The organism is Robertmurraya mesotrionivorans (assembly GCF_050971805.1).
Classification (GTDB): domain Bacteria; phylum Bacillota; class Bacilli; order Bacillales; family Cytobacillaceae; genus Robertmurraya_A.
Genome location: NZ_JBPCCH010000007.1, coordinates 34,537 through 49,718, shown reverse-complemented (window position 1 = coordinate 49,718; position 15,182 = coordinate 34,537). Strand labels below are relative to the sequence as shown.

Annotated in this window: 16 protein-coding genes; 3 read left to right on the top strand and 13 right to left on the bottom strand. The window is 36.3% G+C overall.

What is annotated here, in order from left to right; translation table 11 throughout:
- Position 1 precedes the first annotated feature (1 nt).
- The 3 genes from mecA to ACRX5O_RS12980 form a co-directional block, all read right to left on the bottom strand.
- Positions 2–670, bottom strand: a complete 669-nt coding sequence (mecA, locus tag ACRX5O_RS12990; protein ID WP_433906348.1) for an adaptor protein MecA — start codon at positions 668–670, stop codon at positions 2–4.
- Positions 671–952: 282 nt separating this feature from the next.
- Positions 953–1,348, bottom strand: a complete 396-nt coding sequence (spxA, locus tag ACRX5O_RS12985) for a transcriptional regulator SpxA (RefSeq protein WP_119707263.1) — start codon at positions 1,346–1,348, stop codon at positions 953–955.
- Between the two features lie 381 nt (positions 1,349–1,729).
- Positions 1,730–2,305: a GNAT family N-acetyltransferase gene (locus tag ACRX5O_RS12980; protein ID WP_433906347.1), complete on the bottom strand. Its 576-nt coding sequence runs from the start codon at positions 2,303–2,305 to the stop codon at positions 1,730–1,732.
- A 179-nt stretch (positions 2,306–2,484) separates the two neighbouring features.
- Between ACRX5O_RS12980 and ACRX5O_RS12975 the strand changes: the two genes are divergently transcribed.
- Complete coding sequence (locus tag ACRX5O_RS12975) at positions 2,485–2,670, top strand: hypothetical protein (RefSeq protein WP_119707261.1); 186 nt, start codon at positions 2,485–2,487, stop codon at positions 2,668–2,670.
- A 110-nt stretch (positions 2,671–2,780) separates the two neighbouring features.
- Here the strand turns inward: ACRX5O_RS12975 and ACRX5O_RS12970 are convergent, their stop codons facing one another.
- The 5 genes from ACRX5O_RS12970 to ACRX5O_RS12950 all read right to left on the bottom strand — a co-directional run bounded on the left by ACRX5O_RS12970 (position 2,781) and on the right by ACRX5O_RS12950 (position 8,561).
- The gene (locus ACRX5O_RS12970; protein WP_433906346.1) at positions 2,781–3,710 is read right to left on the bottom strand and encodes an ABC transporter ATP-binding protein; all 930 of its coding nucleotides are present in this window, start codon (positions 3,708–3,710) and stop codon (positions 2,781–2,783) included.
- Positions 3,711–3,722: 12 nt separating this feature from the next.
- Positions 3,723–4,763, bottom strand: coding sequence for an ABC transporter ATP-binding protein (locus ACRX5O_RS12965; protein WP_433906345.1), 1,041 nt, complete (start codon positions 4,761–4,763; stop codon positions 3,723–3,725).
- A gap of 15 nt (positions 4,764–4,778) precedes the next feature.
- Positions 4,779–5,807, bottom strand: coding sequence for an oligopeptide ABC transporter permease (gene opp3C / locus ACRX5O_RS12960; protein WP_251521389.1), 1,029 nt, complete (start codon positions 5,805–5,807; stop codon positions 4,779–4,781).
- Positions 5,807–6,736, bottom strand: coding sequence for an oligopeptide ABC transporter permease (gene opp3b / locus ACRX5O_RS12955; protein WP_251521385.1), 930 nt, complete (start codon positions 6,734–6,736; stop codon positions 5,807–5,809). The genes opp3C and opp3b overlap by 1 nt, the downstream gene beginning before the upstream one ends.
- A gap of 139 nt (positions 6,737–6,875) precedes the next feature.
- Positions 6,876–8,561: a peptide ABC transporter substrate-binding protein gene (locus tag ACRX5O_RS12950; protein ID WP_433906344.1), complete on the bottom strand. Its 1,686-nt coding sequence runs from the start codon at positions 8,559–8,561 to the stop codon at positions 6,876–6,878.
- Between the two features lie 238 nt (positions 8,562–8,799).
- Here ACRX5O_RS12950 and ACRX5O_RS12945 point away from each other — a divergent pair, with 238 nt between their 5' ends.
- A complete protein-coding gene (locus ACRX5O_RS12945; RefSeq protein WP_433906343.1) occupies positions 8,800–9,159 on the top strand; it encodes a DUF3899 domain-containing protein in 360 nt (119 codons plus the stop codon).
- A gap of 161 nt (positions 9,160–9,320) precedes the next feature.
- Positions 9,321–10,310 carry a tryptophan--tRNA ligase gene (trpS, locus tag ACRX5O_RS12940; protein WP_433906342.1) on the top strand — a complete coding sequence of 330 codons (990 nt, stop codon included), beginning with the start codon at positions 9,321–9,323 and terminating at the stop codon, positions 10,308–10,310.
- A gap of 27 nt (positions 10,311–10,337) precedes the next feature.
- On the opposite strand, the gene ACRX5O_RS12935 is transcribed toward trpS, so the two are convergent.
- From ACRX5O_RS12935 to opp4A, 5 genes are all read right to left on the bottom strand, one after another.
- On the bottom strand, positions 10,338–11,084 hold the full coding sequence (locus tag ACRX5O_RS12935) for a YjbA family protein (RefSeq protein ID WP_433906341.1): 747 nt from the start codon (positions 11,082–11,084) through the stop codon (positions 10,338–10,340).
- Between the two features lie 95 nt (positions 11,085–11,179).
- Entirely contained in the window at positions 11,180–11,389 is a 210-nt protein-coding gene (locus ACRX5O_RS12930) for a YuzI family membrane protein (protein WP_433906340.1), read from the bottom strand.
- Positions 11,390–11,504: 115 nt separating this feature from the next.
- Positions 11,505–12,422 (bottom strand): oligopeptide ABC transporter permease, encoded by a 918-nt coding sequence (gene opp4C, locus ACRX5O_RS12925; RefSeq protein WP_433906339.1) that lies wholly within the window; start codon positions 12,420–12,422, stop codon positions 11,505–11,507.
- 13 nt (positions 12,423–12,435) lie between these two features.
- Positions 12,436–13,401, bottom strand: coding sequence for an oligopeptide ABC transporter permease (gene opp4B, locus ACRX5O_RS12920; protein ID WP_251521370.1), 966 nt, complete (start codon positions 13,399–13,401; stop codon positions 12,436–12,438).
- Between the two features lie 37 nt (positions 13,402–13,438).
- Positions 13,439–15,157 (bottom strand): oligopeptide ABC transporter substrate-binding protein, encoded by a 1,719-nt coding sequence (gene opp4A, locus ACRX5O_RS12915; RefSeq protein WP_433906338.1) that lies wholly within the window; start codon positions 15,155–15,157, stop codon positions 13,439–13,441.
- Between the last annotated feature and the right edge of the window lie 25 nt (positions 15,158–15,182).

The window sequence follows — 15,182 nt, the reverse complement described above, 5'->3', positions numbered from 1 at the left end:
ATTATTTAAAGTGTCTTCTTATTTCAGAGAAAACATTCTCAGACATAATTAGTTTTCCATACTCTTCTACACGATGAATGGTGATCGCTGTTTCATGTCCATATTCTAATAATAAACTTAAGCTATTATCGATATCCTCTTCATCATACTCCTCTTCTGGAAAATCAACATATAAATAATATTTACCTTCGAAGGAATATAATTTTGTTGATAAGTCTTCTAAAATATTACGATTTGAGAGTGATATTATGTCTTCAAAGTCTTTAAAGGCAATCAGGAACTCAAGTGTATCTTCGTATGAATCATCATCTTCATCGTCTGCTTTTGTATTAAAATGCTGATCAAGCAATTCCTCAATTCTTTCATCTACAGGAATATCTTTCAGCCTTTCATCTGTGATAGGAAGTTCGAACTTCTGCCCATCTTTTGATATTTGTGCTTTTGTTACGAGAACTTCAAGACCTTTGTCAAGAGCCTGGACCTGGATCCAAAGAGGGCCTTCAATCATAAATTCTTCCTCTTGATGAACCTCATCCATCATTTCCCAAAAAAGCTCTTCACTTTTTTCACGATTATACCAGATTTCATCACGGTCAAATCCTCTTTCTTCAATATCCCCGTATGAAATATAAAACTTGACTGTATTATCGTTAATACGTTCGATTTCCAACACTAACCTCTCCCTTCTTGCATTTTTGGAAGGGACTTACCCTCATGCAGAAAAACGATCTAGTCTTTAGTATTTCCTGAGGCATATGTTAACCGTATTGTTGCCTCGTATTTATATTTTATGACAAAAATACAATAAAGGGAAATAAAATGTTACACATTTCAAAAAACCAACTAACACCCATATTTAATACTTTTCTTCCTACATAATTATCTATTATAGCTATTTTTAAACCAATAATAGATAAAAAACCTTCGATTCCAATCGAAGGTTTAAAATCATTTAATTAACCAAGCGTTGAGCTTCACGTAATTGAAACGTTCGGACTCTTCTTGGTAGGAAGCGACGGATTTCATCCTCATTATACCCGACTTGAAGTCTCTTCTCATCAATTATGATAGGTCTACGCAGTAAACCAGGGTTATCTTTGATCAACTCAAATAAATCCTGAAGAGGCATAGTCTCTAAATTAACATCTAGCTTTTGAAACGTTTTTGATCTAGTTGAAATAATTTCATCTGTTCCATCTTCAGTCATTCGAAGAATCTCTTTGATTTCATCAATAGATAATGGTTCAGAAAAAATATTTCTCTCTGTATAAGGAATATCGTGTTCTTCTAGCCAAATTTTCGCTTTACGGCATGATGTACAACTTGGTGAAGTGTATAATGTTACCATTAACTAACTCACACTCCTTTAAATTTAACTTATAAAATCTATGTTGGGAGATATTTTGGTCATTTGACGTATTATTTAAAATCACTTTAAATTAGTAATTTATATTAATTATTATACATCAAATCTGAGTAAAAAGGTATCCTTTTTTCGAAAGTTTTAAATTACGATAAATACAACAAATTTATTGGCTAGATAGTCTATATACGTAAAAGGTGAGAGAAAAGTTTCATTTTTCCCTTACTTTTTTTAAAAAAATACGAGTATTTTTATGTTTCTACTTTATTTACCCAGATTTTAGTTGGAGTAAACCTTAATATAATTCTCAGTTAGCTAATGAAAATGAAAAACAGTCACCTCACAGTGGCAACTGTCCAATGTTCATTAAATATCTTTTAATAGGTCCGTTGTCTCATGTTTTTGGTCAAAACTTAATACCTCTTCTACTGGTTCATATGACTCTCCATAAAACTCAATATCCTTATATGTGTGAATCAATTTGTATGCTTGTTTCATACCTTCAAATATCGCCTCTTCGCTTTCATGTCCAGGTGACCAATAAAGAATTTCCATGGTATTCACTTCATTTGTTGCTAACGATCTTCTTTCATATCCAATTTTGCTTGCATGTTCAAAACCTTCACGTTTATAAAAACGTAATCTCTTTTCTGTATCGCTATCTTTATAGTTAATTGGTTCAACTTCTAAAATGATTGGTTTTTCCTTCTGTTTCAGCTTATCTAAAAGTTGATGTCCTAACCCCTTCCCTCTCGCTTCACCAGAAACATATAAATAATCAATGAATAGAAACTGGTCAAATTCCGCATACATTAACACGTGATACTTTCCTTCGTCTTTGTGATATATAGACGATTTCTCTTTTAGAAGGGTTTCCATATGTTCCTTTGACTTCATTTCTTCAATTGGAAAATATTGATTTAATTTTTCATACCAGTGCATATAATACTCCTTTTAATGGATTTATCGTTTATGAACTATATTTGAATATAGAAAGATTTCTTACGATACAATTTTTTGTTAATATTACTCTTTTCATACTAAGGATAATTCTTTAGAATAGAAAGTAGTGGGAATTACATAACCGCGCTTACGCCAGTTATTCATAAAGGAGGTTTATTATGGTTAATTATATTACCGACCTTACCATTGTTGCCTTATTAATTATTGGAATCACCGCTGTTTTAGGAGTCGTTACAAATGGAATTGGTGAGAAGTTGTTTGGTGGTAAGCAAAAAACAGAATTTGTAGACCAATCAGCAAAATTTCAAACCGGCTGGAAACAAGTTGGCGGAAAAAGAAAATAATATATTTATCTCTTTATCACGTATCGTAAGCGCTTCACTTTTTACTTATGATAACCTATAGCATATCTTTCTTCAAATGAAAAACGATCTCGTCTTCGAGATCGTTTTTCTTATTTCATGTATTGTGCGAATTCCTTCTCAGAACATAGAACGAAATGTCCTGGTGATACTTCACGTAATTCAACGGATTCATCCGCATGGTAATTATGCATTTTGGGATCATAAGTTTTGCGTTTTCTTGAACGCTCTGATATAGGATCTGGAAGTGGAATTGCAGAAAGCAAAGATTGAGTGTATGGGTGCTTTGGATTATTATATAATTCATCAGCTGGAGCTAGTTCTACAAGCTTTCCAAAGTACATAACTCCAATTCGGTCACTGATATACTTCACCATTGAAAGGTCATGTGCAATAAATAAGTAAGTTAACCCTTTTTCCTTTTGAAGCTTTTTCATTAAGTTAACAACTTGTGCTTGAATTGACACGTCAAGAGCTGAGATGGGTTCATCAGCAATGATGAAGTCTGGATCAACTGCTAGAGCACGAGCAATACCAATACGTTGTCTTTGACCACCTGAGAATTCATGTGGATAACGGTTCGCATGCTCTTTGTTTAATCCAACCGTTTCTAATAGTTCATACACTTTGTTCATTCGATCTTCTTTCGTTTTTGCTAGACCGTGGATATCGATCCCTTCAGCAATTACATCAGAAACTTTCATTCTCGGATTTAATGAAGCGTATGGATCCTGGAAGATCATTTGCATTTTATGATTAAATGCCTTTAACTCTTCCTTAGATTTTTTCCCATGTACATTAACCCCATCGTATAAGACTTCTCCGTCTGTTGCATCATAAAGTCGAATAATTGTTCGACCAGTAGTAGATTTCCCACACCCTGACTCTCCTACGAGGCCTAATGTTTCACCTTCATATATATCGAAACTAATTCCATCAACCGCTCTGACTTCGTTGGGCTTACCGACATTAAAGTATTGCTTTAAATTTTTAATTTCAAGCAATTTCTTTCTAGTTTCCATTGATTTACCTCCTTATTTATTATTGTAACCTGGATACATTTCTCTTCTCTTCATAACAGCTGCTGGCGGCTCTACCTTTGGAGCATCCGGATGAAGTAGCCATGTTGCTGCGTAATGTGTATCCGAAACTTTAAACATTGGAGGCTCTTGTTCTAAATCAATTTTCATCGCATATTCGTTACGCGGTGCAAACGCATCTCCCTTTGGAGGGTTAAGAAGGTCTGGTGGTGATCCTGGAATGGCATAAAGCTCATCTTCAGCTGTATCCAAATCAGGCATCGAGCTAATTAGACCCCATGTATACGGATGCTGCGGATTGTAGAAAATTTCATCTACTGTACCAATCTCAATAATTTTCCCACCGTACATAACTGCTACTCGGTCTGCAACATTGGCAACCACACCTAAGTCATGCGTAATAAAGATAATAGAAGTATCAATTTTTTTCTGCAAATCCTTCATTAGTTCCAAAATTTGTGCTTGAATCGTTACATCTAAAGCAGTAGTTGGTTCGTCAGCAATCAATATTTTTGGATTACATGCTAAAGCAATCGCGATAACAACCCTCTGTCTCATCCCACCAGAGAATTGATGAGGATATTGTTTAAAGCGTTCCTCAGCCATAGGAATTCCAACAAGCTTTAAAAGTTCAATGGCACGTTGCTTAGCAGCAGATTTACTCATATTTTGGTGTTTAATAATTGGTTCTATGATTTGCTTACCAACTGTCATTGTTGGATTTAAAGAAGTCATTGGGTCCTGAAAGATCATAGAAATTTCCTTACCACGAATCGCTTGCATTTGCTTGTCCGATAATTTCGTTAAATCTTTTCCATCAAATAAGATTTGACCCTCTTTAATCTCAGAGTTACTCTCAGGTAAAAGACGCATAATAGCCTTTGTTGTTACAGACTTACCTGAACCAGATTCTCCAACGATGGCAAGAGTTTCACCTTTATTAAGATGAAAGTTAGCTCCACGAATCGCTTTTACTTCACCAGCAAACGTATGGAAAGATATATTTAAGTTATTTACTTCTAATATTTTTGACATCTTATTTCACCTGCCTTAGTCTCTCATTTTAGGATCTAACGCGTCACGAAGACCATCTGCAATCATATTAAATGCAATCATAATGACAGAAATAATAATCGCAGGAACTAGCATTTGGTATGGGAAGGCAATCATTGATTTAAATCCTTCATCAATAAGTGTTCCTAATGATGCTAATGGCTCTTGAAGACCTAAACCGATAAAGCTTAAGAAGGCTTCAAAGAATATTGCGTTAGGTATCGTAAACATTGTGTTAATAATGATAACACCTGCGAGATTAGGAATTAAATGTTTAAAGATAATTTTCGCATGGCTAGCACCAAGTGTGCGAGACGCTAAAACAAATTCTTGGTTTTTCAATTTTAATACTTGGGCACGAACGACACGCGCCATACTAACCCAACCGGTAATGGTCAATGCTACTGTAATTGAGATAATACCTGGCTTTAATACAATAATCATCAAAATAACAATGACTAGATTTGGAATTCCCGAAAGTACTTCAATGATTCTTTGCATAATATTATCAATACGCCCACCAAAGTAACCAGAAATAGCACCAAAGGCAACACCGATAACCATATCAATAAAAGCCGCTAAAAATGCGATATATAGGGAGATTTGCATCCCTTTCCAAACACGAGAAAATTGGTCTCTTCCAAGAGCATCCGTACCAAACCAGTAGTACTCTTCAATTTGCTTTTGCTCATATGGATTTACCACATTACCATTTTTTAACGTTCTTGTTCCATCAAATGGTAACCAAGATATATTTTCTAATGCCTCAATACGAGGTGGTAAGTTAGCATGTTTCGTGTTTTGCTTATCAAACTCAAACTTACTTAATGATGGCCCAATTAAAGCCATAATAATTAAAATTCCGATAACTACTAAACTTACAATCGCACCTTTGTTTTTTCTAACTCGTAACCACGCATCTTGCCAATAGTTTAGACTTGGTTTGGAAATGCGCTCACTTGTTGATGCATCAATAATAGCGGGCTCAAATTGGTCTTTGCTGATTTTCTCATCAAATTGTGCCATTATTTCTTCCCTCCCGCTAAACGAATTCTTGGATCAATCAAGCCGTAAAGAATATCAACTACTAAAATAACAACAATAAATAGGAACGCAAATAACAAAGTTGTCGCCATAATGACCGAATAGTCATTCACCTGAACAGATTTTACAAACTGCTCTCCTAGTCCTGGAACAGAGAAAATCTTTTCAATAACAAGGGAACCGGTCATTAAGCTTACAGCAAGCGGACCTAATACAGTAATAACTGGAATTAAAGCATTTCTTAAAGCATGCTTAAATGCGATTTCAAAATAGTTTGCACCTTTAGCTCTTGCTAGTGTTATATAATCAGAACCCAATACTTCTACCATTTCAGTTCTCATAAAACGAGCTGCAATGGCAATTGGGAACATGGAAAGTGCAATCGTTGGCATAACCGTGTATTCAGGACCTTTCCAGAACGCAACAGGGAACCAACCTAGTTTTACACCTACATAATACTGAAGCAATCCAGCAAAAACAAACGAAGGAATGGATTTACCAATAACGGCTATAAACGTCGTTCCGTAATCTACCCACGTATTTTGCCTTAGCGCTCCTAATACCCCAAGAATGATACCGACAATCGTACCTACTAATAGTGCTTGAAAGCCTAATAAAGCAGAGGCACCAATCCTTGCACCTAATAATTCTGATACTGGTGTATTGGCAAATTGATAAGAAGTACCTAAGTCACCCTTAACTAAGTTTGTCATATACGCCACATACTGAACCGGAACTGGTTCATCAAGCTTATAATATTCAAGCATCATCTCTAGTTGCTCATCTGACATTTTCGCTTGGTTTTTAAATGGTGTTCCTGGAATAAGCTTCATTAAGAAAAACGTCATTGAGGCAATTAGAAACAAAGTAATTAACATATAAATGACCCTTTGGCCTATATATTTAACCATTCGTGCACCTCCTATTTATTTTGAATTTTCCCCATCTTTCGACAATTTAATGACAGGGAAAAAGAGAGTATATTTAAGCGAATATACTCTCTCTCCTATTTCATTGTACATCATTTCACCATATTAATTATATGGTAAATTATTTATTTAGTTTTGCAAACTTCCAGCTATACTCTGGTCCAAAGATATGGTAAGTAAAACCTTCAAGCTTTTCGTTCACTAATAGGTTTGAAGCACGTTGGTATGTTGGAGCAAGAGCTGCATCTTCCATTAATACCTTCTCAGCTTCTTGTAATGCTTCAAAACGCTCAGCTGGCTCAGCAGCTAATTCATTTTGAGCAGATTTAACTAACTCGTCATACTTAGCGTTAGAGTAAGACATTTTGTTGTGTCCGCCACCAGTTAACCAAAGATCAGAATATGTCATTGGATCTGGATAGTCAGGGCCCCAACCTGCATGAAGGATATCATAGTCTTGAGTATCCTCACGGTCAAGACGTACAGAGAATGGAACACTTTCTAAGTTAATTGTTAAACCTTCAAGGTTTGTTTGTAGTTGATCCTTAATGAATGCATCAACTGTTTTTGAAGTTTCAGTGTCTCCACCTAGGAAGTTTAATTCTAGAGTTTCAACTCCAAGCTCTTCAAGACCTTTTGTCCAATATTCTTTTGCTTTTTCAGCGTCATAAGTGTTGTAGTCTCCGTTTGCAGCACGGAAGTCTTCACCAGTTTCAGGATGCTTTACAAACTCAGCAGGAACTGCGTAGTTTGCAGCAAGAGAACCATTTTGAAGAATATCGTTTACTAGAGCATCTTTATCGAATGCTAGAGCAAGAGCCATACGAATGTTTTTGTTAGCTAGAGCTTCATTTTCTTGGTTAAACTTTAACCAGAATTCAGTTGGCTCTAACCAAGTTACAAGGCGAGAATCTCCCTCATATTGTGAGATAACCGCAGGTGTTGATAATTTTGGTGTTACATCAGCTTGTCCTGCTTCGAAAGCATTTGCTGCTGCTTGTGGATCTTTAGATGTATTATAGTTGATTTTAGTTAAAGTAACATTTTCTGCATCCCAGTACTCTTCGTTCTTTTCAAGAGTCCACTCAGTAGCAGCAACCCCATCCCACTTAGTCATTTTGAAAGGACCGTTAAAGATTAGGTTTTCAGCATTCTTTGCGTAATCAGCGCCTTTTTCTTCAACAAACTTTTGATTTTGTGGATAGAATGTAGGGAAAGCCAATAAAGCATTGATGTAAGCAACTGGCTTTTCAAGTGTAACTTCTAATTCAGTATCACTTAAAGCTTTAACTCCAAGCTCGCTTGGGTCAACTTCTCCAGCTTTCACTTTATCTGCGTTTTTAATTACTCCAGTCATTATGTATGGACCGTAGAATGAAGCAGAATCAGGTAAAAGTGCTCGTTGCCATGCATATACGAAGTCGTTAGCTGTTACAGCATCACCATTAGACCATTTAGCTTCTCTAAGTTTGAATGTGTAAACAGTTCCGTCTTCGCTAACAGTTGGTTCACCGTCAGATAATGCAGGAATTGGATTTTGTTCCTGGTCTAAACGGAAAAGACCTTCGTTAACGTTGTTGATCATTGTGAAACCTACAGTGTCCTCAGCAAGCACAGAGTCCATTGATGGAATCTCAGCAGATTCTAATACTGTGATTTCTTGGTTTTCAGCTAATTCAGAACCTGTTGCTTCTGAATCATTATCAGGTGTTGCCTCGTCCTCTTTATTGCCACCAGAACATGCAGCTAAAAACATGCTAAGTACTAGTGTAAGGACTAAAAGCAATGAAAATTTTGACTTTTTCATTGATAGACCTCCTTAGATTGTTTTTTCTGAAAAGTTGTACATTAGTTATTATACATTTAATTTACGGTTTGTACATGTTTTTTCAAAAAAATTTTACACTATTGTTATAATTGTTAACATCGACTTTAGATATACTATGATATAATTAGCATTTATTAGAAAAAGAATATCTAACCCGACCAACTAGTTTTTTGATTTATTGTTTTACAGATATAATAATTTTAGAAAGGATTACCTAATGAAAACGGTTAAAACAAAGCTAAATTTAGCTCTTTTATTATGCTCTCAATTAATTATTTTCATCCTAATGTTTTTCAGTAATAGCATTTCACTTCTAAACTACATTAATAAAGGCTTCTATATATCAAGTTTGCTAATATTTATCTCATTAGCAATTTTTACAGTGAACACAGGATTTTTTGACGTCGTAACCAAATCTTTTCGATTAATTTTTGCTGAAAAAGATGTAACAAGAGAAAACGTGGATGAAATGAGACCACTATCACAAATAATTACTATTAAATATTCTCCGTTACTGTTTGTAGGTTTTATAAATTTAGCTCTTTGTCTACTAGCGCTCTTCTTCTACTATATATAAGCGGTAGTTCTTGATTAAAAGAGAATAGTTACTTATAATTTTTAATAAGCAACTTATTACATAATTGATGAGTGATTTTAAGTTTGTGGTTAATATTTTGCCACTCTTTCCTTGTATTAGATTGGAGGGGTGGTTTTTTCCACTTAAAAGGAGGAACTTTCATGAAAACCATCTTCTCTGGTATCCAACCGAGCGGAATGATAACACTAGGAAATTACATAGGAGCATTAAAACAGTTCGTTGAGCTTCAAAATGAATATAACTGTTATTTCTGTATCGTAGACCAACACGCTATTACGGTCCCTCAGGATGCTCAGCAACTTAGAAAAAATATTCGTAGTCTCGCTGCCTTATACATAGCGGTTGGATTAGATCCTGAAAAAGTAACTTTATTTATTCAATCTGAAGTTCCGGCACACGCACAGGCAGGCTGGATGTTCCAATGTATATCCTATATTGGAGAGCTTGAGAGAATGACACAGTTTAAAGATAAATCTGCTGGGAAAGACGCGGTTTCTGCTGGATTACTTACTTATCCACCATTAATGGTTGCAGATATTTTGCTTTACAACACGGACCTTGTTCCAGTGGGAGAAGATCAGAAGCAACATTTAGAACTTACACGTGATTTAGCGGAGCGCTTTAATAAGAAGTACAATGATATTTTCACTATTCCAGAGGTACGAATTGCAAAAGTTGGCGCTCGTATTATGTCCTTACAAGATCCAACGAAAAAGATGAGTAAGTCTGACCCTAATCAAAAGGCTTTTATTTCATTATTGGATGAGCCAAAGCAAATAGAAAAGAAAATTAAAAGCGCTGTTACTGACTCTGAAGGGCTAGTAAAGTTTGACAAAGAAAATAAACCAGGGGTTTCGAATTTATTATCAATCTACTCCATCCTAACTGGAAAAACGATTGAAGAATTAGAGAATCAGTATGAAGGTAAAGGATACGGAGACTTTAAATCAGAACTAGCACAAGTTCTAATTTCTGAATTTGAACCGATTCAGAAAAAATACCATCAGTTAATGGAATCTACTGAATTAGATGAAATCCTTGATAGAGGCGCAGCTAAAGCAAATCAAGTTGCTAGTAAAATGGTTAAGAAAATGGAAAACGCCATGGGGCTAGGAAGAAAAAGAAAGTAAACTAAAAAGGCTGGATATCCAGCCTTTTTAATTTACTTTCGGACCATGCTCCATCTCCCATAACTTTTCAAAGAAGGGCTGCCCTTTTATTAAGTTTTCACAAAAGTTCTCATGCTTTAAGGACCAACCGTACTTTGTATTTTCATATAATTCCTGCCAAACATTTTCAAATGTTAGGTCTTGAATCTCCGAATACTTTTCTGGATTCCACTCTGTGTACCAGTATCTTACTTCTGCGGCGTTATTTGATGAGTGAAGCTGGTCTAGGGCCATAAATAACAACTGCTTTAGTTGTCTCTCTTTTCTAGTTAACCCGTTCATTAGCTCTGGTGCTGGTGATAAAATATGAAATTCTTTTAATGAAGAATGATCATTAAATGCATACGGAATGGTGTCATGCTTATCGATCATCTCATAAACTAGCTGCTCTTGCCGTGGAATCAACCTACTCTTTCGAATAGGTATATTGTAGCCGATAGTATCCACTACTAATATTCCCGTACCATCAGTGACGACAAAGCAATATTCTAGCTGTATACGCTCGTGATTTTTACGTAAATATGCCTTTTGATAAACATCGTCCAATAGCTGCTGCGGGAGTTCAGAAAGATCATTTTCAATATAGTTAAACAACACTGACTCAACCTTTAACAATGGAACCTGATCTAGAAGTTCGACTCCGTCATCTTTCCGCCACTCATGAAAGTGACAGATATTGTATCCGTTCTCTTCTCCTTCAAACCAATTTACCCAAACATCATGAAGATACAACATGAATTAACCCCTCACTTCACAAACTGTTTGTCACTCAGTATGGGCAGGTTACCGTTAATTTATTCCTTTTATGAAATCTTAATCCAATTTATGTTTTATTCCTCTTTACCCGGAAAATAAATACTTAACCATATAATCAACATACCAACTAGAAATAGATAGCACTCTACACGACCCTTAATAAATTCAAGATAGTCCATCATCGTATATCCTGTCGTTAATAAGTTTAGGTATGCAACTGTACTTATCCCCCCGAGTACTGCTAGTCCAAAACCAGTAAGCAAAAGGAAAACCCTCATAATCATAGAGATTTCCCCACTCTCTCCATCGCCCTTCCCCCAGCTCTCTTTTCTACATACATATGTTACTAGTGGACAACTTATGTAGACAAAAAAAATCTACCAGTTTGAATTGGTAGATTTATCTGTTTGATTTAGGGTTAAAGGCGTCTTTAAACCCTTCACCTATAAAATTAATGGATAAAATCGTGCCAGTTAGCACTGCTGCGGGCGGAATCCAAATCCACCATTTACTAGTCAACACATCAGGACTGCGTGCTTCCTGAAGCATATTTCCCCAGCTTGGTATATTCATCGGTACACCAAAACCTAAAAAGCTAAGACCTGTTTCTGCAACAATCATAACAGCTAACGTTAATGTTGCTTGTACGATTATTGTAGACATAACGTTTGGAAGTAAGTGCTTTGTAATCGTTTTAAAAGGCGAGCATCCAATTGAAATCGCACTTAAAATATACTCATTTTCCTTTTCAGCCATTACCTTACTTCTAACGAGACGAGCTGTACCTGTCCAGCTCAGTACCGAAATAACAAAAATTAGGGTAGCTGTGCTAGATTCTAAGAAAATCGACTTTAATACAATTACAAATAGTAAAAATGGGAAGTTCATCATAAAATCAGTAAATCTCATTAACGCATTATCAACCCATCCACCGAAGAAACCTGCAGTCGCACCAACAATAGAACCGATAGTTATGACTGAAATCGTAATAGAGAATGCAAGTAATAGTGACGTTTGCCCACCGTGTAAGGTTCTAGCAAACACATCTCTTCCAGACTTATCTGTTCCAAAAAAGTGCTCAGCCGATGGCTCCTTACTCATCTGAGTAAGATTGATTTTAGCTGTTTCTTCGACTGGGACCGTTAAAGGCTCAGCAAAGATAGATAACAAAGTAACAATGATTAAAAATGCCAAACTAATCATGGCTATTTTATTTTTCAAAAATTTCCGGCGGGCGAGAGCCCATGGTGATTGGCTCTTCGGAGGCTTAATCATGCTCCCAACAGCCGCTGTAGTTGGTTGTGTAACTGGTTCCATTCTCTCACCTACCCTAACTTAAACGAATTCGTGGATCTACTAATCCGTACAATAGATCTGCTATTAAATTACCTATTAATGTTAGAACCGTTAACATCATGGCAATCGCCATCATAACAGAATAGTCACGAGCATTAACTGACTCAACAAACAGATACCCGATTCCCGGATATGTAAAGATGGTTTCTGTAATAATTGCACCACCAAAAATACTGGCAATATCAAATCCTAATAACGTAACAATTGGGATAATGGAATTTCTTAAAATATGCTTATTATAAATCGTTGATTCTTTCGTACCTTTCGCTCTTGCAGTACGAACATAATCTTTACGAGAGCTTTCGATCATATCATTACGCAAAAATTGTGTATAGGATGCAGTAGCGAGAGATCCTAGCACTAGAGCCGGCAATATCGTATGTTTCGCTTTACTAATAAAATACTCAAATGTACCAGGTTCCACACCTGAGCCGATACTTCCTGTGGCAGGTACCCAACCTAAATTAATAGAGAAAATATAAATAGCAACTAATGCTGCAACAAAGCTCGGAATGGCTAGAGCTAAATAGTTAAATCCTGAAATGAGGTAATCCCCGATACTATATGCGTATCGCCCTGAAAATCTCCCCATTAAAAAAGCTAAACAATACGTGATTAAAAGTGCAGATACTCCTAAAATGATTGTGTTTGGAAGGCGATCACCAACCAATTCCATTACTTCGCGTTTGTGTACGAATGAATCACCAAAATCTCCCTTGACCACTCCACTCATCCAGCGAATGTACTGTACATGAATAGGGTCGTTTAATCCCATCTTTTCACGCATTTCTTCTATATAAGCTGGATCTGAATTTAGTGGATCGATTTTACCAGATAGGGCATCCCCTGGCATAAGCTTTGCCAGGGAAAATACCACTACTGAGATAAGGAAAATAATTGGAATCATACCTATTAGTCTACGAATTGTGTATTGTAGCATGCTCAATTCCCCTTATCAAACTAAAATGTAATTTTCATTACTCCGTTACAGCCCATAAATGGAAGTCTTCTGTTCCGAATGGAGTAACTTTTACGTTTTGAACACGCTTATTGATTGCCCATGGATCAACACGTTGTTCGAAGAAAATGATTGGTAACTCTTCGTTAACTAGTTTTTGCCACTCATCATAATATTGTTGACGGTGCTCAGTAATATCCATGCTCTCATCTTCTGGGAATGTTACACCCTTCTTGATTAACTCATCAGACTCTTCAGAGTACCATCTCCACATGTTCCACTTGTCTGTAGATAACCAAATTCCTGCTGGATCTGGATCTGCAGCAAGTCCCCATGCACCCATGAATGTTTCAACAGAAGGATCATCAGCTTCAATTGTGTCATAGAATAAGTTAAAGTCTTTTAATGCTCCACCGTTAAGCTTTGCATTAAGACCAATCGCTTGCCAAGATTGAATGATGAATTGAGCACGTGCTTCTGAAGTTTCAGCACCAGCCATTGCATCAAAGTTCACAGTAAATGGCTTTCCTTCTGGATCTTCAACGAAACCATCGCCATCTACATCTTTGTAACCAGCTTCATCAAGTAATTCTTTTGCTTTTTCTACATCAAATTCATATCCATTAATTTCAGAATCATCAATTTTTGCCCATGAAACTGAAGGGAATGGTGTATTTAATGGTTTTCCTAAGCCGTTTGCAAAACCATCGATAAATGCTTGACGATCAATAGCGTGAGCCATTGCATGACGTAAAGCTTTGTTTTGGAATTTTTGGTTATCAGATACAACTACACCCTTTTCAGTGTCGTAATGACCCCAGTCAAATCCGATATAGCTGTAAGACATTGCATCTGCTTCAACTGCATTTACGTTTGGAAGCTCTTTAATTGCTGCCCATTGATCCTTCGGTGCTTCGATAACATCTACTTCACCGTTTTGGATTAAGCCTTGTGCTAAAGATCCGTCAATGATTTTGTAAACAACTCCGTCTAATTTCGCAGGACCTTGCCAGTAATCATCAAAGCGTTCAAACTCAATCATTTCACCAGCAACAATATTCTTAACCTTGAAAGGTCCAACCCCAATTGGGTTTTTACGAATTTGTTCAGAATCTGGTAGTTCTTTAGAAGAAATATCTCCATAGTAATGCTTTGGTTCTGGATATACCCAGATATTATCTAGTAAGTTTACAGATGGTTCTGTAACTGTTACCTCAATTGTGTAGTCATCAATTACTTTAATACCTTCAATTGTTTCAGCTGTTCCATCATGGTATTCTTGAGCACCCTTAATCATAGCTACGTTAGCAAAACGTGCACCTTCATAAGTTGGATCTGCGATTAAGTACCAAGCATACTCCATATCTTCTACAGTAAGCTCTTCTCCATCATGCCATTTCACGCCTTCTTTAAGCTTAAACGTTAATTTCATGTGGTCTTCAGAAAGTTCCCATGTAGCAAGGTTTGGTTGTGGTGTTAAATCATCACCAGTTTTGATTAAAGCTTCATGCATAAATTGAAGAGCATTAACATCATCTTCTCCTTCGTAATATGCATAAGATAAAACACCTTTGAATGGTTGAGTATAACCAAATGTTACTGTACCGCCTTCTTTTGCTTCTCCAGCTGGCTTATCACCCTCTGCTGGCTCTTCGTTAGCTGTTTCCTTCGAACATGCTGCTAAAAATAGAGACATGATCAACATTACAGAAACAAGCCAAAATGCTGACTTTTTCATTGTTTTCCCCCCGGAAATAGTTTTT

What these genes read in the sequence shown, in the direction of transcription:
- opp4C (WP_433906339.1), bottom strand. Translation starts at nt 12,422, where the DNA reads ATGGAACCAGTTACACAACCAACTACAGCGGCTGTTGGGAGCATGATT.
- ACRX5O_RS12945 (WP_433906343.1), top strand. Translation starts at nt 8,800, where the DNA reads ATGAAAACGGTTAAAACAAAGCTAAATTTAGCTCTTTTATTATGCTCT.
- ACRX5O_RS12975 (WP_119707261.1), top strand. Translation starts at nt 2,485, where the DNA reads ATGGTTAATTATATTACCGACCTTACCATTGTTGCCTTATTAATTATT.
- trpS (WP_433906342.1), top strand. Translation starts at nt 9,321, where the DNA reads ATGAAAACCATCTTCTCTGGTATCCAACCGAGCGGAATGATAACACTA.
- ACRX5O_RS12950 (WP_433906344.1), bottom strand. Translation starts at nt 8,561, where the DNA reads ATGAAAAAGTCAAAATTTTCATTGCTTTTAGTCCTTACACTAGTACTT.
- ACRX5O_RS12965 (WP_433906345.1), bottom strand. Translation starts at nt 4,763, where the DNA reads ATGTCAAAAATATTAGAAGTAAATAACTTAAATATATCTTTCCATACG.
- opp3b (WP_251521385.1), bottom strand. Translation starts at nt 6,736, where the DNA reads ATGGTTAAATATATAGGCCAAAGGGTCATTTATATGTTAATTACTTTG.
- opp4B (WP_251521370.1), bottom strand. Translation starts at nt 13,401, where the DNA reads ATGCTACAATACACAATTCGTAGACTAATAGGTATGATTCCAATTATT.
- ACRX5O_RS12980 (WP_433906347.1), bottom strand. Translation starts at nt 2,305, where the DNA reads ATGCACTGGTATGAAAAATTAAATCAATATTTTCCAATTGAAGAAATG.
- spxA (WP_119707263.1), bottom strand. Translation starts at nt 1,348, where the DNA reads ATGGTAACATTATACACTTCACCAAGTTGTACATCATGCCGTAAAGCG.
- ACRX5O_RS12970 (WP_433906346.1), bottom strand. Translation starts at nt 3,710, where the DNA reads ATGGAAACTAGAAAGAAATTGCTTGAAATTAAAAATTTAAAGCAATAC.
- opp3C (WP_251521389.1), bottom strand. Translation starts at nt 5,807, where the DNA reads ATGGCACAATTTGATGAGAAAATCAGCAAAGACCAATTTGAGCCCGCT.
- ACRX5O_RS12930 (WP_433906340.1), bottom strand. Translation starts at nt 11,389, where the DNA reads ATGATTATGAGGGTTTTCCTTTTGCTTACTGGTTTTGGACTAGCAGTA.
- ACRX5O_RS12935 (WP_433906341.1), bottom strand. Translation starts at nt 11,084, where the DNA reads ATGTTGTATCTTCATGATGTTTGGGTAAATTGGTTTGAAGGAGAAGAG.
- opp4A (WP_433906338.1), bottom strand. Translation starts at nt 15,157, where the DNA reads ATGAAAAAGTCAGCATTTTGGCTTGTTTCTGTAATGTTGATCATGTCT.